The following is a 17,591-nucleotide window of genomic DNA, read 5'->3' as shown; positions in this document are numbered from 1 at the left end:
GCCACCTCGACCGTTCTCCGACGTGCAGGACGTGCTTCGGCGGCCGGGCGAGAACAATGAGCGCTTCATGATCCGCGAGCAGTGTCCCGGCGATCCGGGTCCTCCGCCACTGCCCGCGGCGACGGAAGGAATCACTGTGAAACTCTGGAAGACGATGGCCATCGGTTCGACGGCGGCGGTGCTCGTGGGGCTCTCCGCCGTCTCGCCGGCGATGGCGGCTCCGGACGCGAACACAACTGCGACGGCGGTCGCCCCTGCGGCCTCGCCGGCTCAGGAGCTGACCACTCCCGGACCGCGGGCTGCCCGGCCGCTCTCCGTTCCCGGCTACGACCTCGTCCAGGTCGAGGACAGGACGGTCTCCTATCGAATCGTCGACGAGTCCGAGGTGTCCCGCCCCAGGCACATCCTGAAGTTCTCGAACGGAGGAGCTCCGCAAGCCGTCTCCCTGACGGTGAGCTACCTGCAGAGCAACGGCACGCACTTCACGGAGGTGTCTCCGCTGCTGGATCCCTCCGGCCCCGGGTGGAGTGCGTCGATCATGGGCGATGTGCAGGACGTCGACGTGCAGGTGCACGACGCGTCCGGCGCGATCATCGCCGAGCGGAGCTACCCCGGAGAGCCGCCCGCCGGGGACCCGGTCGTGTTCTGGGAGAGGTCGAGCACCTTCGACCTCCCCGGCTACACCTTCCAGTGGTGATCGCCGGCGCGATCGGCATGAGCTGATCCGCCCTGTCCCGCGATCGAAGCGGTGACGACGCGAGGGAGCGCTGCCTCGTCGCAGCGCTCCCTCGCGGTGCGCGCGGCGGCAGCTGCGGGGCCTCCGCTCCTCACTGCGCGGTGCGGCCCTCCGACGACGCCGTCCACGCGCCGCCCGGACGGAGGGCGCCGGCGATGGTCGCCGCGATCGCCTGCAGCTCGCGGCGCTGCCCTGCGCTGAGCGGGTCGAGGACGACGGAGCGGACGACGGCCTCGTGCCCAGGAGCCGCCTTCGCCTGCTGCGCCGCACCCGCCGCGGTCAGGGTCGCGAGGGTCGTGCGGCCGTCCCCCGGATCGGGCCGGCGCTCCACCCAGCCGCGCGCCTCCAGCCGCGAGACCGCGCGAGACAGCCGCGACAGCGAGCTGTTCGCGAAGCCCGCGAGCGCGCTCATCCGCAGGGTCCGCTCCGGAGCGGCGGCGAGGGCGTAGAGGACGCCGTACTCGAAGTGACTCAGGCCGGAGTCGCGCAGCAGCTGCGCGTCGAGCGTCGCCGGGAGCCACTCGAGCACGGTCGCGAGCGCGCTCCAGGCGGCGAGGTCGTCGCCGCTCAGCGGGGCGGGATCAGAGCCGGTCACCTCGTCAGCGTACCGCCTATTCACTTGACCAGGAAAGTGAAGCGGCTACAGTTTCCCAGGCAAGCAATCACCTGCGGCAGACGAGGGAGACGACCGGGATGGATCTGGAACTGACGGGGAAGCGCGCCTTCGTGAGCGGCTCGACGCAGGGCATCGGCCGGGCGATCGCGCTCGCGCTGCTGCGGGAGGGCGTCGAGGTCGTTGTGAACGGCCGCACCGACGCCGGTGTCCGAGCGGCGGTCGAGAGTCTCGGCGCGCAGGTCCCGGGCGCCGTCGTCTCCGGCCTCGCCGCCGACTTCGCCGATGCGGAATCCGTGGACCGCCTTCTGGAGCGCCTCGGCCGGGTGGACGTCCTGGTCAACAACGTCGGCCTGTTCGAGGTCGCCCCCTTCGCGGTGATCACCGACGAGCAGTGGCTGCGCTACTTCACGGTGAACGTGCTGAGCGGAGTCCGCCTGTCCCGGCACGTCCTCGACCCGATGCTCGAGGCGGGCTGGGGGCGCATCGTCTTCGTCAGCAGCGAGTCCGGCGTCAACGTGCCGGGCGACATGACGCACTACGGCGTCACCAAGGCCGGGATGCTGGCGCTGGGCAACGGCCTGGCCAAGCTGACCCGCGGCACCGGAGTCACGGTCAACTCGGTCCTCGGCGGCCCGACCTGGTCCGACGGCGTCGCGAGCAGCGTCGAGGGCTTCGCCGCCGCCCAGGGCGTGCCGGCCGACGTCCTCCGCGCCGCGATCATCGGCGGCAACGCGACCTCGCTCATCGAGCGCTTCCTCGAGCCGGACGAGATCGCCTCGCTCGTCACCTATCTCGCCAGTCCGCGCGCCTCCGCGACGAACGGCGCAGCGCTGCGGGCCGATGGTGGCGTGCTGACCGGTCTGCTCTAGGGCTCGTCGTCCGGCGCGGGCGCCGCCGCGGACGTCGGTCGACGGCGCCGCGCCGAGCGCGGCGGAGCGGCCCGCAGGTGCTCGCCGACCCGCCCGAGGATGCGCGCGAGCTCGTCCGCATCGGCGTCGGTGAGGGGTGCGAACAGCAGCCCGTGCACGGTCGCGATGTGCCCGGGGAAGACGGCGGCGAGGACCTCCCGGCCGGCGGCGGTGAGCGCGACGACGGTGCTGCGCTCGTCGTCCGGCGACGGGGAGCGGGTGATCAGCCCCCGCTGCTCGAGCAGCTGCGCCTGGTAGGTGAGGCCGCTGCGGCTGTGGACGACTGCGTCGGCGAGGTCGGTCATCCGCTGCCGGCCGCCCGGGGCGTCGCCGAGGCGCGCCAGCAGCTGGAACTGGAGGTAGCTGAGATCGCCGGCCTCGCGCAGCTGCTGCTCGACCGCGGGCCGCAGCAGGCTGCCCACCTCGGTGAAGGCCAGGTAGGCCGAGAGCTGGGTCGCGGTCAGGGCGGCGTCCGTCATGTCCTCGATCCTACCGTTGCTTCGAATTGGAAGCAGTGCTACGGTCGGCTCAGTGCTTCGAATTCGAAGCACTAGGAGAGGGAGACGATCATGCAGGCAGTGCGATTCCACGAGGCGGGTGGACCCGAGGTCCTCGTCCAGGAGGAGATCCCGGTCCCGGTGCCCGGTGCCGGGCAGGTGCGGCTCCGGGTCGCCGCCTCGGCCTTCAATGCGGCCGATGCGGGGATGCGCGGCGGCTTCCTGCCGATCCCGGTCGAGCTCCCGCACGTGCCCGGCTACGACGTGTCCGGCACGGTCGACGCGGTCGGCGACGGCGTCGAGGGAGTCGCGGTGGGCGATCCGGTCGTCGCGTTCCTGCCGATGGAGCGCGACGGGGGAGCCGCCGAGTACGTGCTGGCGCCGGCCGAGGCCGTGGTCGCCGCCCCGACGAGTCTTCCGCTCGCCGACGCGGCCGCGCTGCCGTCGGTGGCGCTCACCGCCTGGCAGGCGCTGTTCGACGACGGTCGGCTCGCGGCCGGGCAGCGGGTCCTCATCGTCGGCGCGGGCGGGGTGGTCGGGAAGTACGCCGTGCAGCTCGCGAAGCGCGCCGGCGTGCACGTCACGGCGACCGCCGGTCCGCGCAGCCTCGACGCCGTCCGTGCGGCGGGGGCCGACGAGATCGTCGACCACACGACGACCGACGTCCTCGGTGCTCTCGGCGAGCAGGTCGACGTGCTGCTCAATCTGGCGCCGCTCGAGCCGGAGCGGTTCGCCGCTCTCGTCGCCGCGGTGCGGGACGGCGGGGCCGTCGTCAGCACGACGGCCTTCCTCGCGACACCGGGCGACGACAGCCGCGGCGTGCGCGCGGCGACGGTGTTCGTGCTCCCGAACCGCGAGCGTGTCGCCGAGCTGGTCGCCCTGGTCGACGCGGGGGAGCTGAACGTCGAGGTCACCCGCCGGGTGCCGCTGGCCGAGCTGCCGGCGATCCACGCGGAGGCGGCCGCCGGCCGGATCACGGGGAAGGTGATCGTCCTCGCGTGAGCCCTCACGACCGCGGTCTCGGCAGTGCGGCGGGTGGGGCAGGGGGAGGCCGGGAGATAGGGCCGCCTCCCCCTGCCGGTCGCATCGTGGTCGTCGTCCCCCGAGCTCTGCGCTCAGAGGAGCGCGCGCCACGTCAGCGGTTGAACAGCCAGCTGAACGCCAGCAGGAAGAACGCCAAGTCGGCTCCTCTCGTCGGATCGGACGGAATGCGCGGCCGGGGATCCAGGTGCCCGGACCACCGCGATCGTGACCCGTCACCGATTCCGGTGCTGGACCACGACCGCGGTGGCGTCACCGGGCTAGGCGAGAATGGCGATGAGGTACGCGAAGAATGCGAGCAGCACATCGACTCCTTTCGACGGACGGTCTATGGGGTGGGGACGACTCAGCCGCCGAAGGCCGAGAAGATGGCCTGGAGGAAAGCCCAGAACATGTCGACTCCTTTCGTCGGGTCGGACGGGATGTGCAGCGGGATCGGCCGGGGGTCTGACTTCAGGCGGGGAAAGCCGCGTGCTCACGCGGGCCGGCTCCGTCCCGCTGTCGACTCGTTATCGCGAGCCGAAGAAGGCGATGAAGATCGCGACGAGGGCGTTGAGCATCATGGCTGTCTCCTTTCGGGGAGTCGGGCGGAGGGACCGGTCACGGGTGACCGGCGGCCACTGTCGCCGACACTCAGGGGCTGTTTCAACTCCGTGGCGCTCCTCGTCCTGAGCGGCGGAATCGCTGCTCTTCGCGGGGGAGCCGAGGGTCGCCTCCGCGCCATCCGACCCGGTCCGTGACAGCGATGACGTCCCTCGCCGATCGCTCCGCCACCATCGGACGATCCCCTCCAGCGCAGCCGCGGGGAGGCCGCCGGCCTCCCCCGATCCGCGCGAGAGACCGACGGAAAGGAACCCGATGACACTCCTGCGCACCCTGACCACCGGCGTGATCGCCGCAGCACTCCTCGGCCTCGCGACCGCATCTCCGGCGACGGCGAGCGACGCGGGCGGAACGGCGACGGACTCGACCGTCTGCTCCACGAACCACTCCGTCGCCGGGGTCGACACGTCTGTCAACGCCCACCTGGACGGCCAGGACGTGGTGATCGACCTGTCGGCCGGGCTCTTCCGGACGCGCACTCGCATCGTCGTCCTGGTGAACGACGAGTACATCGGCGAGACCTACTGCGGTTCCGCCTACTACGCGGACCGCTGGTCCGTGGGCGATCGGGTCTTCCTGAGGATGAAGTCCGCGAAACCCGGCGACGCGCTGCGGGTCGCGGTGATCGGGGGCACGCCGGGCGAGTCGCTCGGCTCCCGCTACGGGCAGTACAGCCTGCTGGAGGAGCGGCTGAGCGCGGCCGGGTCGGAGCGCTGACGCTCGACGATCCCCGGGCTCCTCCGTGGTGCTCCGTTCCGCGGTGGTGGGATCCGCGGTGGTGGGATTCACATCCCCCGTCGTGGTCGCGGTCACCCGAGCGTGTGGGTGGCCGCGGCCGATTCGGCGGACTAGTCGAAGATCGAGATGAGATAGGCGATCAACGCGAAGATCATGACGACTCCTTTCCTCGGACCTGGCCGGCCGCCCGGTGGTGGATGACCGTGCGTCCACGGTGCTCCTCCATCGGCCGACTCTCCACTGATCGGCGGAGACCGACGACCTGGCAGGAATCGGTCGGTCGCCGCCCGCGCCGGAGCACTGCAGGTCGGGGCGCTGCGGGTCGGAGCCGACCGGGTCAGAGCAGGCGGGAGCGCGAGAACAGGGCGTGCAGCAGCGGCAGCGCCGACACCGCCATCAGGACCGTGCCGAACACGGTGTCGTCCGCCCGGACGACCGCGCCCGCGATCAGCAGCCCGGCGAAGAGCACCGCCGAGACGACCCGCCGGACGGTCCCTTCGAGCCGATTCAGCCGTCGCTCGACCGTGGGGACGGTGACCGCGAGGGTCCCGTCCTCGAGGGTCGTCGCGAGCTCGTCCAGGCGCCGCGGCAGCCGAACGAGGAGTCCGAGCGTGTCGAGCGCCTGCCGCCCCACGTCCTGCGCGACGTTCCCGCGCTCCTCCCGGATCAGCTGCTGCGCGTAGGGCTCGACCGAGTCCCAGAGGTTGAAGGCAGGGTCGAGCGCGCTGCAGACCCCGGAGGTCAGCGACATGGCCCGGATGATGAGCAGGAAGTTCTCGGGCAGCTGGAACGGGAGCGAGCGCACCACGTCGCCGAACTGGATCGCGAAGTCGCGGAACTCGCGCGGATCGACCTCGCGCAGCTCCGCGAAGCCCATGCCGCCGAAGCGCGCGAAGAGCTGGGTCATGGCCCGCTCGAGCTCGCGGGAGTCGGCGGAGGGGAGGAGCACGCCGACGTTGCGCGCCGCGTCGACGAGGCCCTTGCCGTCACGCGAGGCGGCGGCGATCAGCATCGCGCGCAGGCCGGCCCGCGTCGTCGGCGGGACCTCGCCCATCATCCCGAAGTCGATGAAGGTGAGCCGCCACGGCCGATCGCCGTCGGGGGTGGGCGTGACGAACACGTTGCCCGGGTGCGGGTCGGCGTGGAACCAGCCGTTGGTGAAGAGCTGATCGAACATGACCGCCGCGAACACCGGGGCGACGTCGCGCGGGTCGATCCCGGCGGCGGCGAGACCCTCCGCGTCGGTGATCTTGATCGCGGTGACGTCCTGCAGCGTCAGCACTTTGCGGGTCGAGCGCTCCCAGATCACGTCCGGGACGCCGACGCGCGGGTCACCGGCGAAGTCGGCGGCGAAGCGCACCGAGTTGGCCGCCTCGCGCAGGTAGTCGATCTCCTCGAGGCTCGTGACGGCGAACTCCTCGACGAGCGCGGGCGCGTCGACGCGATCGGAGACGAGCCGCACGTGGGTCAGCCAGCCGCCGATGCGCCGGAGCGCGGCGAGGTCGACCTCGACGATCTCGTCGATGCCGGGTCGCTGGACCTTGACGATCGCGTTCACGTGCCCGGAATCAGCCGCGTCCACCGGCGACAGCCGTGCGCGGTGCGCCTGCCCGAGCGAGGCCGCGGCCACCGGCGACTCGTCGACGTCCGCGTAGGCGCGCGCGAGGGTCATGCCCAGCTCGGATTCGGCGAGGGCCCGGATCCGCGGGAACGGCACCGGCGGCACCTCGTCCTGGAGGCCCTCCAGCTCGCGGGTGATCTCGGGCGGCAGGACGTCCAGGCGCGACGACATGAACTGCCCCACCTTGATCATCAGCCCGCCGAGATCGACGGCCAGGATGTGGAAGCTGCGCGCGAAGCGCCGCATCCGCTGCGGGCGGGTGCGCAGCGCGATCGCCGTCAGCCCGATGCGGGGCAGCAGCAGATCGAAGAACCAGGTCACCGCGAGGTGCCAGGAGGCGAACCGCAGGATGCGGCGGTAGCGACGCTGGTCGCTGCGGGCTCGGCGGCCCGGGTCGGCAGGACCCGGGCGGACCGGCGCCACCCGGGTCAGTCCTGCGCGAGGATCGCGTACAGGCGGCGGCGCACGTCCTCGAGTTCGGAGACGGCCTGCCGGATCTGAGCCGGGGTGCCCGAGCGGCCGACCTGCGCGGCGGCCTGGGCGAGTGCGACGCCGGCCTTCGGCAGCGCGCCGAAGTCGACCTGGTCGGACTCGGACCACGGGGTGCCGGTGCCGGAGGCAGCGACCTGCGCACGACCGGAGTCGGTGAGGCTGTAGGTCTTGCGGCCGTTCGACTCGTCGGCGGCGATCAGGCCCTCGTCGGCGAGCAGCTGCAGGGTCGGGTAGACGGAGCCGGGGCTGGGCTTCCAGCTGCCGCCGCTGCGCTCCTCGATCTCGTGGATGATCTGGTAGCCGTGCATCGGCTGCTCGGCGAGGAGGGCGAGGACGGCGGCGCGGACGTCGCCGCGGCCGACCCGGGTGCCGACGCGCTTCTCGAAGCCGGCGCGAGCCTGCTCCATCGCCTGCCAGATGCCGTCGACGGGGTTGCCGGCGCCGAACGCGCCGGTCGAGGACTGGTTCTTCATGATGACCTCCGTGTGTCTTCCGAGTGTGCCGTTCCGATTGACCGTGTCACTCCGAACGATACTCAGCGATATGTGCGGCGACTGTGAGCGACTGCCGCCCCGGCGCCGTCGAGCGCCTCCGCATCGACGGCGATTCGGTGGCTCGGCTCGAACGGGCTGCATTCCGCGCCAGGCGGGTCCGGGAGCGGTCCGTCCCGCGCACAATGTCCCGTCGCGACCAGCTGCGGCCGTCCCGAGATGTGCAGCTCCTTCGCTGCTGGTCGCATCGAGGAAAGGGACATCCATGAGAGACACCCCTGCTGTGGCGGCCTGCCTGGCCGCGACGACCCTGTTCGGTCTGCTGACGGCGACGCCCGCCCTGGCGGCGCCGCTGTCCGGTGATGTCGGCGCGTCGCAGAGTGCGCCGTCGGACGCGGCAGCGGCTTACGCGCCGACGGAGAGCACAGGTGTGACGGCGTACTTCGAGGACGGCGAGGTCGCCGTCACGGTGCCCGACACCCTGCTCACGGCGTGGACCCGCTACGTGGTCCTCGCCGACGGGGAGGTGATCGGGCAGATCCTCTCCGGCCAGGCCCGGGGTGCGGTGAGCACGGTGATCCAGGACCACGAGTCGAAGTACCGCTTAGAGGTCGAGAAGCCCGGAGTCCGCGTGGAGGTCTCGGAGTACCGGGGGACGATGGCCGACCCGGCCGACCAGGCGCATTTCCTCCGCAGGCGGGTCGACCTGCCGGGTGTGCAGGCCTCGTTCGCGGACGGCCGAGCAGTGGTGGGCGTGCCCGCGGAGTACCTCTCCCCGAGCAGGCGGATCGTGTTCTTCGCCGACGGGAGTGCCGTCTTTCAGGTCATGGGGACCACCGCGTCCGTCGGCTTGATCCAGTGGGACGAGGGCGCGAACAGGATGTTCTCGCGGCGTGGGGTCCCGCGCGGTTCGCGGCTGGAGGCCTGGGAGTACAGCGGAGACCTGGGCACCGGGATCGGTTCGGAGTTCCGGAAGGTGAAGCTCCTCGACCAGAAGGTGGGCGAGAGGCCGCCGGTGACGGCATCGTTCGAGAACGGACGAGCAGTCGTGCACGTGCCCTACGAGTTCATCGAGGCGAACAAGCGGCTCGTCGTCCGCATCAACGGGCAGTACCGGGGCGGGATCCAGGGCGAGAACGCCGAAGGGCAGGACGCCAGCTCGAACAAGGGCGGTGACAGGTCGTTCGAGTACGCCCGGGTGAAGCCCGGTGACCGACTGGAGGTCATGCAGTACGGCGGCGAGCTGAACGGCCCCCTCGGCCTCGACCTCCGACAGGCCGTGCTGATCGACCAGCGGCTCTAGTCGGCTCGACGGCATCGAACGGCGTCCGGCAGGAGGTCGATCCGGGTGCCCGTGCAGTGCGCGCCAGCGGGCGACGGTCGTCGAGACGTCTAGGTGAGAATGTTTCAGCTCGATCAGCTGCGGCCGTCTCTCGACGTGCCGCTCCTTCGCTGCTGGTCGCATCGAGGAAAGGGACACCTATGAGAAACACCCGTACCGCCGCGGCCTGCCTGGCGGCGACGACCCTGTTCGGCCTGCTGTCGGCGACGCCGGCACTGGCCTCGGAGCTCGATCGGGGCGACGCGGCGATCGTCCAGGGTCAGGAGTCGAGTGGCTCCGGTCTCGGGCTGCTGGGGCGGTCCGCGGCGGACGCGCCGGTTGGGCAGTCCGACCGCGGCGACGCCGGCATGGCACCGTCCCAGCAGGCGGGCGGACCGGACGTCCGCACTCCCGGTCGTCCCCTTCCGGCCGCAGCGACGGAGGCCGCGCCCGCGACGGAGCCGGCACAGCCCGCTCCGGAAGCGGCGACGCCTGCGCAGTCGTCATCGGTGGACGTGACGCTCGTGAGGGACGGGGCGGTGGTGTCGCTGCCCGAGGATCTCTACCGGTCCGACAAGCGGATCGTCGTCATCGTCGAGGGGAAGCCTGTCGCCCAGATTCAGAACCAGCAGACGCGCGGCGCGATCTTCAGTACGACCCACGCCGACGGCGACCCGGTGACATTTCTCATCCCCGACGTGAAGTCCGGGGACCGGATGGCGGTCACCGAGTACGTCGGGACGCTGGACTCCGGCTTCGACGACTCCCTCCGGCGGCAGAGGCTGTTCGCCGCGCAGCTCAGCGAGCCCGCGCCGGCTGAGCCGGTCGCTCCGGCCTCTCTGCCCGTCACGCCCGCTCCAGCGCCCGCTGCGCCGGCTGCTCCGGTCGACGCGGCTGCTCCGACGGCGTCACCGGCTCCCGTCGCCGCAGCCACTCCGGCGACACCGCCCGCTTCCGCGGGGGAGTCCACCCCGTCGAAGGGTGCTCCGCTGGTGTCGGCGTCGTATGGGAATCACCGGGCGGTCGTCCTGCTGTCGAAGGAGCTCGTGTCTGCTTCGACGCGGGTGAAGATCTGGGTGAACGGCAAGGAGACCGCGAGCGCCTTGAACGGCATGAACGGCCTGTCCAGCGGGATCCGGTCGGCGTACTACGAGGGTGATCGGCTGCAGCTCGAGGTTCTCGCGGAGCCGGGGGACCAGGTGAAGGTCACTGCGGTGGACGTCGACGGGTCCGGCGCCGACCGGTCCGGCACGCAGCGGGACCTGTTCGAGGGGCTGATGCAGTCCGCGGGTGCTCCGCTGGTGTCGGCGTCGTATGGGAATCACCGGGCGGTCGTTCTGCTGTCGAAGGAGCTCGTGTCTGCTTCGACGCGGGTGAAGATCTGGGTGAACGGCGTGGAGACCGCGAGCGCTTTGAACGGCATGAACGGCCTGTCCAGCGGGATCTGGTCGGCGTACTACGAGGGTGATCGGCTGCAGCTCGAGGTTCTCGCGGAGCCGGGGGACCAGGTGAAGGTCACTGCGGTGGATGTCGACGGGTCCGGCGCCGACCGGTCCGGCACGCAGCGGGACCTGTTCGAGGGGCTGATGCAGTCCGCGGGTGCTCCGCTGGTGTCGGCGTCGTATGGGAATCACCGGGCGGTCGTCCTGCTGTCGAAGGAGCTCGTGTCTGCTTCGACGCGGGTGAAGATCTGGGTGAACGGCGTGGAGACCGCGAGCGCTTTGAACGGCATGAACGGCCTGTCCAGCGGGATCTGGTCGGCGTACTACGAGGGTGATCGGCTGCAGCTCGAGGTTCTCGCGGAGCCGGGGGACCAGGTGAAGGTCACTGCGGTGAACGTCGACGGGTCCGGCGCCGACCAGTCCGGCACGCAGCGGGACCTGTTCGAGAAGAAGATCTAGCGCTGAAACGACGTCTGTCTGATCGATCGAGTCGGGGGCGGCCGGCTGCGCCCGTGCGCGTCCTTCCGCGCCGGGAGCGGCAGTGCGACGCCGACCGGTCGCCCATGTGGTCGGCGAGGAGTGCGGCGCGGTCCGGTCGGCGCTGCTCACCTGTCCGGTGCGGGCCGACCCGCTCGTGCAGGACGCGCCAGTGGGCGACGGTCGTCGAGACGTCCAGGTGAGAATGCTTCAGCTCGATCAGCTGCGGCCGTCAATCGACGTGCCGCTCCTTCGCTGCTGGTCGCATCGAGGAAAGGGACATCCATGAGAAACACCCGTACTGTCGCGGCCTGCGTGGCCGCGACGACCCTGCTCGGCCTGCTGTCGGCGTCGCCGGCGCTGGCTTCCGAGCTCGATCGCGGCGACGCCTCGATCGTCCGGGGCCAGGAGTCGAGCGGCTCGGGCCTCGGACTGCTCGGCCACTCCGTGACGGACGCGCCGGCTGCGCGGTCCGACCGCGGCGATGCGGGCATGCTCGGCTCCCAGCAGACGGGCGGACCGGACGCGCCTCTGCCCGAGCGGCCCCTACCGGAGGCGCCGACCGGGTCGGCTCCGGCTGCGGCTCCCGGCTTCGCGGCATCCCTCGAAGCGGACAGGAGGTTGATCGTCTCCCTGCCCATGGAGCGGTTCTCCTCGGGAAACCGCTTCGTGTTCTCCGTCGACGGGACATACGTCGGCGAGACCAGTGCCGAGGGTCAGATCGGCGGCGTCCACCTCCTGTCGACGGAGGGTCCGGACGGAGTGGCGCGCTTCCGGGTCGACGCGGGGAAGGACGGTGGCCGGGTGGAGATCCGGCGGTACTTCGGCCGACTGGATCTCCGCCGGGATTCCGAGCCGAGGGAGGAGACGGTGTTCGACCAGCAGGTCGCGGTCAGTTCCGATATCACAGCGACTCTCGTGGACGGCAAAGCCGTGGTCTCGGTGCCGGAGAAGTTCCTCGCCGCGAACCAGTGGCTCGTGGTCGCCATCGGCACTGTCCGCGCCGAGATCAAGGGGGACACCACCATGGGGGTGGACCGGGAGTGGAAGGAGGGCACGGACCGGCTGTTCGAGATCCCCGATGTGAAGCCCGGTGAGCAGCTGGAGGTCTGGGAGTTCGAGGGGAAGATCTTGGATCCGCTGACAGCGGAGAATTCGAAGGGGAGGTTGTTCGCCGTGACGCTCTAGGGGCCTAGGGGACCCGAGGCGGAGCGCGAGGCGGACGGGTGCGCGGTGGGTGATCCGGGGGGCTCGCGAGCAGGGCTCCGTGGAGTCGCGTGCGAACCGCGCCACAGGGAAGCGGCCGGAGGAACGTTCAGGTGAGAATGTCTCGTCGCGACCGGCTCAGGCCGTCCCGAGACGTGCCGCTCTCTGTCGCTGGTCGCCTTCATCGAAGGGAATCTCCATGAGGAACACGCGCACCGCAGCGGCCTGCGTCGCCGCGGCCACTCTGCTCGGGCTGCTGTCCGCGACTCCGGCGATGGCCGGCCAGCTCGACGGGGGTGCTGGAGGAATCGTCCAGCGGGAGGAGTCGCCCGGCTCCGGTCTCGGACTCCTCGGCCACTCCGTGACCGACGTGCCGGCCGGGCCGTCCGATCGCGGCGAGGCGGCCATGTCCGGGAACGTGCAGCCGGGCGGACCGGACGTCCGCGAGCTCGGTCATCCCTCGCGGGAGGTGCCGACCGTGCCGGCCCCGACTCCGACGCCGATCGAGCCCGCGCTCGCCGACACGGCGGCCGAGCCGGCCGCTGCGACGGAGTCGACCGCGGCCGCTCCCGGAGCGGCATCGACCGCGCAGCCGCCGCTCGTCATCGCGGAGCTCTCGGACGACGGGGCGCTGGTATCGCTGTCCGACGACCTCTACCGCTCGGAGAAGCGGATCGTGGTGATCGTCGAGGGGAGGCCCGTTGCTCAGATTCAGAACAAGCAGACCCGGGGTGTGACGAAAGTGGTACCCGATGTCGTCGATGGGCGGTCGGTCCTGCTCATCCCGGGCGTGAAGCCGGGTGATCGCATGGCGGTCACCGAGTACACGGGATCGCTGGACGACGGGTTCGACGACTCCCTCCGCCGGACGAGGCTGTTCGCCGCGCGGCTCGGCGATGCCGTTCCGACGACGGCCGAGACGGTGCCCGAAGGGGCGCCGATCGCGCAGCAGCCGTTCGTGATCGCGACGCTCTCGGACGAGGGGGTGCTGGTGTCGGTGTCCGATGACCTCTACCGCACGGACAAGCGATTCGTGGTGATCGTCGAGGGGAAGCCCGTCGCTCAGATCCAGAACAAGCAGACCCGCGGTGTGCTGAGGGTGGTGCCCGATGTCGTAGAGGGGCGGACGGTCCTCTACATCCCCGGGGTGAAGCCGGGCGATCGCATGGCGGTCACGGAGTACGCGGGATCGCTGGACGACGGGTTCGACGACTCCCTCCGCCGGACGAGGCTGTACGCCGCGCAGCTCGGCGATGCCCTTCCGGCGACCGCGCCGTCCGCTCCCGCGGCATAGCCCGCGCTGTCCGCCGGCCCCCGACATCGGGCTCCGGCTGAGAACGCAGAAGTCGCGGTAGTCGCGTTCGACTACCGCGACTTCTGCGTTGTGGGGTCCGTTCAGCGCGATGCCCGCGCGGAGCGCGAGGCGGTCGAGGCGGCGGCGCTGCGAGCGGGACTCGAGAGCGGCCACCGCGACGTCCGGGTTCTCGAGCGGGGCGGGACGGGCATGCCGCACTGCGCGACAGGGGGAGAAGGGGTGCGGTGCGCCGGGAACACAATGGCTCCTCGTGACCGGCCGGGGCTGCTCCAGGAGATGCCGCTTCGTCGTCGCCGGTCGCACTGAGGGAAGGGAATTCCATGAGAAGCACGCGCACTCTGGCGGCCTGCGCTGCCGCCACCGCCCTGGTCGGCCTGCTGTCGGCGACGCCGGCGACGGCCGCACCAGCCGATCGAGCCGGGATCGGCGCTTCACGGTCCGCGGCTGCGGCCGCCACGTCCGCTTCTGCAGCGAGTTCGACCGTGACGGCATCCCTCGTGGACGGTCACGTGATCGTGAGTCTCCCCGGTGAGATCGCCTCGTCGGACACGTGGCTCATGGTCCGCGCCGGGGAGAGGGTCCTCGGTCAGATCCAGAACGGCGTCGTTGTCGGCGGGAAGTCGTACTACGCGCTGGACGGCCGGATGAAGGTCGAGTTCGGTGCCGCGCAGGCGGGTGAGCGGCTGGAGGTCTTCCAGCTCGAGGGATCACTGGGCGACGACGTCGACGACGCCCACTGGATCAAGAAGCTGGCCGACTTCCCGGCGTCGGACGCTCCGGTCGAGTCGGGACTGACGGCGTCGTTCGAGGACGGCTTCGCAGTGGTGAGCGTGCCCACCGCAGTCTTCGCGGCGGAGAGGAGGCTCGTGTTCCGGGCCGACGGGGTGGAGGTCGGTCAGAGCTACGGCGGGGAGACCTTCATCGGCGGCGGCCAGGACGGGAGAACCGCGTTCCTCGGCAGCAAGCGGACCGACGGTGACCTGACGCGGGTACAGCTCCTCGGTGTGAAGCCCGGCAGCCGGGTGGAGGTCTCGGAGTACGAGGGAGCAGGGTTCGACTTCGGGGTGGAGGACGTCAAGCGGATCGCGAAGCTGTTCGACCAGCAGGTGGGCGAGAAGCCCGGCGTGGCGGTGTCCCTGGTGAACGGGAACGCCGTGCTGTCCGTGCCCGATGAGGTCCTCCGAACGAACAAGCGGTTGGTGGTCTCCGCCGGAGGGAGGGACCTCGGTGAGATCCAGGGCGACGCGGCGTACGGGCCCGTGAAGGTGTGGCGCGAGGGCGACGCCAAGCTGTTCGAGTTCAGCACGGTGACGCCGGGTCAGCACCTGGAGGTCTGGGAGTACGAGGGCACGTGGTACGACTCGCGCGATCCGGCCCACCGCAAGGAGAAGCTGCTCGACCAGGTTCTGACGGCCACTCCGGCTGCGCCTGCCTCGCCCGCCCCGGCGGAGCCGACGTTCGTGAAGGCGTCGATCTCGGACGGTCGTGCCCTGGTGACCCTGCCGGACGCGATCGTCGAGTCGGATCGGCGCTTCGTGGTCGTCGTCGGCGGGAAGCCCGTCGCCGAGATGCGGCAGAACGATGCCCGCGGGGTGGCCGGTGTCTCGAAGTCGACCGAGGACGCGGAGACGACCTTCCTCATCGACGGGGTCGATCCCGGCGATCGGCTGGAGGTCTGGGAGTACGAGGGCGTGCTGGGCTTCGGGTTCCAGGACGCACTCCGCAAGGCCGAGGTGTTCGACCAGCAGCTCTAGGCCGCTCGGCTCATGACGCAGAAGTTGCGGTAGTCGCATTCGACTACCGCAACTTCTGCGTTGTGGGCGGGGTCAGCGTGGGAGGCGCTGGAGCGCGGTGCGGCGCTCGCGGTCCTCGAGGTGGGCGCGCTCGTGGCGGAGGGCGGTGACCTCCGCGTGGGTCGGCGGGAGGCGGCGCTCCCGGGTGCTCCACGCCACGAGGGCGATGCCTGCGCGGAGCGCGAGGCGGTCGAGCAGTTGGGCGAGTCGGGGTCGGGGGAGGCGGGCGACGAGTGTCGCTGCGGTGTTCACGATGGTGTCCTTCGTGCGGGGCCCGGTCGATGCCGGGCGGCTGGCGCGCGGGCGCGCCGGAGAGCGCCTGGAGGGCGCGGCGAGGAGCGCGCTCGGAGCGCGCGGAGCGGCCGCCGGAGGGGCGGCGCGCAGGACCCGGGATCGGGTCGGGAACGGGACGACGGTCCGAGCGGCGGTGCCGCGGGGCCGGGAGCTTCTTCTGCGCCGTCACCGTCTGAGCGATGACGAGCGGGAGGCTCGACCGGTCAGTCGGAGAGGGCGCCGAAGAAGCCGGCGGTGGTGAAGTGCGGCGCGTTCGTCATGGTCGGCTCCTTTCGTGGTGGCGTTCGTCGACCGTAGCGGGCTGCGGGTGTTCCTGGCAAGAGGCTGGGTGCGGCGGGTCTCGATACGCCGCCTGCGGCGGCTACTCGACCAGCATGTGGCGCCTGCGTGGACGGGGGACGGCGGAGCGGCTGCCCCTTGCATGCTGATCGAGTAGGCCGCTTTGCGGCCGTATCGAGATCCACCACCGTCAGAAGACAGGTCTGCAGACCCGCCCTGCTGGCGACGGCGGGTCTCGATACGCCGCGTTCCGCGGCTCCTCGACCAGCATGAGGTGGCCTGCGGCGGAAAAGGCGTCAGCTCCTTGCATGCTGATCGAGTAGGCCGCATGGCGGCCGTATCGAGATCCACCTTGCTGAGGACGTGGGTCTCGATACGCCGCCTGCGGCGGCTACTCGACCAGCATGAGGGCGCGTGCGGCGGCTACTCGACCAGCATGAGGGCGTCTGCGGCGGCTACTCGACCGGAATGCTTCCAGGGTCAGGCGCGGGGGCGGGGCTGGAGGCGCTCGAGCTGGGTGACGTGGGCCGGGGTGAGCTCTTCAAGGGAGTGGGCGCCGAGGAGCTTCATGGTGCGCACGATCTGGTCGGAGAGGATCGCGATGGTGCGGTCGACGCCCTGGCGGCCACCGGCCATCAGGCCGTAGAGGTAGGCGCGGCCGATCAGGGTGAACTTCGCTCCCAGGGCGATGGAGGAGACGATGTCGGCGCCGTTCATGATGCCGGTGTCGACCATCACCTCGGTGTCGGTGCCGACCTCGCGGACGACCTCGGGGAGGAGGTGGAAGGGGATGGGGGCCCGGTCGAGCTGGCGGCCGCCGTGGTTGGAGAGGACGATGCCGTCGACGCCGAAGTCGGCGAACTTGTGGGCGTCCTCGACGCTCTGCACGCCCTTGATGACGAGCTTCCCGGGCCACATCTCGCGAATGACCTTGAGGTCCTCGAAGCTGATGGTGGGGTCCATGGCGAGGTCGAGCAGGTCGCCGACGGTGCCGCCGGTGGCGCTGAGGGAGGCGAACTCGAGCTTCTGGGTGGTGAGGAAGTCGAACCACCACCACGGGCGGGGCAGGGCGTCGAGGACGGTGCCGACGGTGAGCTGCGGCGGGATGGAGAAGCCGTTGCGCTTGTCGCGCAGGCGGGCGCCGGCGACGGGGGTGTCCACGGTGAAGAAGAGGGTCTCGTAGCCGGCCTTGGCGGCGCGCTCGACGAGGCCGTAGGAGATCTCGCGGTCGCGCATGACGTAGAGCTGGAACCAGTTGCGGCCGTGCGGGTTGGCCTTCTTCACGTTCTCGATCGAGGTGGTGCCGAGGGTGGAGAGGGTGAAGGGGATGCCCGCGGCGGCGGCCGCTCCGGCTCCTGCGGTCTCGCCCTCGGTCTGCATCAGCCGGGTGAAGCCGGTGGGCGCGATCCCGAACGGCATGGCGGAGGGCGCGCCGAGGACGGTGGCGGTGGTGTCCACGGCGGCGACGTCGCGGAGCACCTGGGGGTGGAACTCGACGTCCTCGAACGCCTGGCGGGCGCGGGCGATGGAGATCTCGCCCTCGGCGGAGCCGTCGGTGTAGTCGAACGCGGCCTTGGGGGTGCGGCGCTTCGCGATCGAGCGGAGGTCCTCGATGGTGAGGGCGGCGTCGAGGCGACGCTTGCGGCCGTCGAGCTCGGGCTTCTTGAAGCTGAGGTACTCGAGCAGCTCGACGGGCTTCGGGAACTGGCGCTGGACCATGC

The 17,591-nt window shown here is 71.0% G+C and carries 15 protein-coding genes; 9 read left to right on the top strand and 6 right to left on the bottom strand.

Going from position 1 to position 17,591, the window contains the following annotated elements:
• The first annotated feature begins 136 nt into the window (after positions 1-136).
• Positions 137-697, top strand: coding sequence for a hypothetical protein (locus EDF17_RS09865; protein ID WP_133671980.1), 561 nt, complete (start codon positions 137-139; stop codon positions 695-697).
• Positions 698-827: 130 nt separating this feature from the next.
• Here EDF17_RS09865 and EDF17_RS09860 read toward each other — a convergent pair whose 3' ends face one another.
• Positions 828-1,331 carry a MarR family transcriptional regulator gene (locus EDF17_RS09860; protein WP_123446936.1) on the bottom strand — a complete coding sequence of 168 codons (504 nt, stop codon included), beginning with the start codon at positions 1,329-1,331 and terminating at the stop codon, positions 828-830.
• 98 nt (positions 1,332-1,429) lie between these two features.
• On the opposite strand from EDF17_RS09860, the gene EDF17_RS09855 reads away from it, so the two are divergent.
• Complete coding sequence (locus tag EDF17_RS09855) at positions 1,430-2,221, top strand: SDR family NAD(P)-dependent oxidoreductase (protein WP_123446935.1); 792 nt, start codon at positions 1,430-1,432, stop codon at positions 2,219-2,221.
• On the opposite strand, the gene EDF17_RS09850 is transcribed toward EDF17_RS09855, so the two are convergent.
• A complete protein-coding gene (locus tag EDF17_RS09850) occupies positions 2,218-2,739 on the bottom strand; it encodes a MarR family transcriptional regulator (protein WP_123446934.1) in 522 nt (173 codons plus the stop codon). The two genes, EDF17_RS09855 and EDF17_RS09850, sit on opposite strands and share 4 nt — an antisense overlap.
• Before the next feature lie 90 nt (positions 2,740-2,829).
• On the opposite strand from EDF17_RS09850, the gene EDF17_RS09845 reads away from it, so the two are divergent.
• Positions 2,830-3,759, top strand: coding sequence for an NADP-dependent oxidoreductase (locus EDF17_RS09845; RefSeq protein WP_123446933.1), 930 nt, complete (start codon positions 2,830-2,832; stop codon positions 3,757-3,759).
• Positions 3,760-4,656: 897 nt separating this feature from the next.
• Positions 4,657-5,118, top strand: a complete 462-nt coding sequence (locus EDF17_RS09840; RefSeq protein ID WP_123446931.1) for a hypothetical protein — start codon at positions 4,657-4,659, stop codon at positions 5,116-5,118.
• Between the two features lie 358 nt (positions 5,119-5,476).
• Here the strand turns inward: EDF17_RS09840 and EDF17_RS09835 are convergent, their stop codons facing one another.
• On the bottom strand, positions 5,477-7,183 hold the full coding sequence (locus EDF17_RS09835) for an AarF/UbiB family protein (protein ID WP_123446930.1): 1,707 nt from the start codon (positions 7,181-7,183) through the stop codon (positions 5,477-5,479).
• Positions 7,184-7,188: 5 nt separating this feature from the next.
• Positions 7,189-7,725, bottom strand: a complete 537-nt coding sequence (locus tag EDF17_RS09830) for a PadR family transcriptional regulator (RefSeq protein WP_123446929.1) — start codon at positions 7,723-7,725, stop codon at positions 7,189-7,191.
• Positions 7,726-8,008: 283 nt separating this feature from the next.
• On the opposite strand from EDF17_RS09830, the gene EDF17_RS09825 reads away from it, so the two are divergent.
• The 5 genes from EDF17_RS09825 to EDF17_RS09805 all read left to right on the top strand — a co-directional run bounded on the left by EDF17_RS09825 (position 8,009) and on the right by EDF17_RS09805 (position 15,258).
• Complete coding sequence (locus EDF17_RS09825; protein ID WP_123446928.1) at positions 8,009-9,046, top strand: hypothetical protein; 1,038 nt, start codon at positions 8,009-8,011, stop codon at positions 9,044-9,046.
• A 179-nt stretch (positions 9,047-9,225) separates the two neighbouring features.
• Positions 9,226-10,965, top strand: coding sequence for a hypothetical protein (locus tag EDF17_RS20145; RefSeq protein ID WP_185019981.1), 1,740 nt, complete (start codon positions 9,226-9,228; stop codon positions 10,963-10,965).
• Between the two features lie 333 nt (positions 10,966-11,298).
• A complete protein-coding gene (locus EDF17_RS09815; protein WP_133671978.1) occupies positions 11,299-12,171 on the top strand; it encodes a hypothetical protein in 873 nt (290 codons plus the stop codon).
• A gap of 217 nt (positions 12,172-12,388) precedes the next feature.
• Positions 12,389-13,483 (top strand): hypothetical protein, encoded by a 1,095-nt coding sequence (locus EDF17_RS09810; protein WP_123446926.1) that lies wholly within the window; start codon positions 12,389-12,391, stop codon positions 13,481-13,483.
• A gap of 503 nt (positions 13,484-13,986) precedes the next feature.
• A complete protein-coding gene (locus EDF17_RS09805; RefSeq protein ID WP_133671977.1) occupies positions 13,987-15,258 on the top strand; it encodes a hypothetical protein in 1,272 nt (423 codons plus the stop codon).
• A 72-nt stretch (positions 15,259-15,330) separates the two neighbouring features.
• Here EDF17_RS09805 and EDF17_RS09800 read toward each other — a convergent pair whose 3' ends face one another.
• Both EDF17_RS09800 and EDF17_RS09795 read right to left on the bottom strand, forming a co-directional pair.
• On the bottom strand, positions 15,331-15,549 hold the full coding sequence (locus EDF17_RS09800; RefSeq protein WP_123446924.1) for a hypothetical protein: 219 nt from the start codon (positions 15,547-15,549) through the stop codon (positions 15,331-15,333).
• An 801-nt stretch (positions 15,550-16,350) separates the two neighbouring features.
• Complete coding sequence (locus EDF17_RS09795; protein WP_123446923.1) at positions 16,351-17,589, bottom strand: alpha-hydroxy acid oxidase; 1,239 nt, start codon at positions 17,587-17,589, stop codon at positions 16,351-16,353.
• Positions 17,590-17,591: the final 2 nt, after the last annotated feature.

Source organism: Rathayibacter sp. PhB1 (assembly GCF_004362935.1).
In the GTDB taxonomy this organism is placed as follows: domain Bacteria; phylum Actinomycetota; class Actinomycetes; order Actinomycetales; family Microbacteriaceae; genus Rathayibacter; species Rathayibacter festucae.
This window is presented reverse-complemented; position numbering and strand designations above follow the sequence as displayed.

Excerpts from the sequence above, each read along its gene's own strand:
- EDF17_RS09830 (WP_123446929.1), bottom strand. The coding sequence starts at position 7,725 with ATGAAGAACCAGTCCTCGACCGGCGCGTTCGGCGCCGGCAACCCCGTC.
- EDF17_RS20145 (WP_185019981.1), top strand. The coding sequence starts at position 9,226 with ATGAGAAACACCCGTACCGCCGCGGCCTGCCTGGCGGCGACGACCCTG.
- EDF17_RS09795 (WP_123446923.1), bottom strand. The coding sequence starts at position 17,589 with ATGGTCCAGCGCCAGTTCCCGAAGCCCGTCGAGCTGCTCGAGTACCTC.
- EDF17_RS09825 (WP_123446928.1), top strand. The coding sequence starts at position 8,009 with ATGAGAGACACCCCTGCTGTGGCGGCCTGCCTGGCCGCGACGACCCTG.
- EDF17_RS09855 (WP_123446935.1), top strand. The coding sequence starts at position 1,430 with ATGGATCTGGAACTGACGGGGAAGCGCGCCTTCGTGAGCGGCTCGACG.
- EDF17_RS09840 (WP_123446931.1), top strand. The coding sequence starts at position 4,657 with ATGACACTCCTGCGCACCCTGACCACCGGCGTGATCGCCGCAGCACTC.
- EDF17_RS09850 (WP_123446934.1), bottom strand. The coding sequence starts at position 2,739 with ATGACGGACGCCGCCCTGACCGCGACCCAGCTCTCGGCCTACCTGGCC.
- EDF17_RS09810 (WP_123446926.1), top strand. The coding sequence starts at position 12,389 with ATGAGGAACACGCGCACCGCAGCGGCCTGCGTCGCCGCGGCCACTCTG.
- EDF17_RS09845 (WP_123446933.1), top strand. The coding sequence starts at position 2,830 with ATGCAGGCAGTGCGATTCCACGAGGCGGGTGGACCCGAGGTCCTCGTC.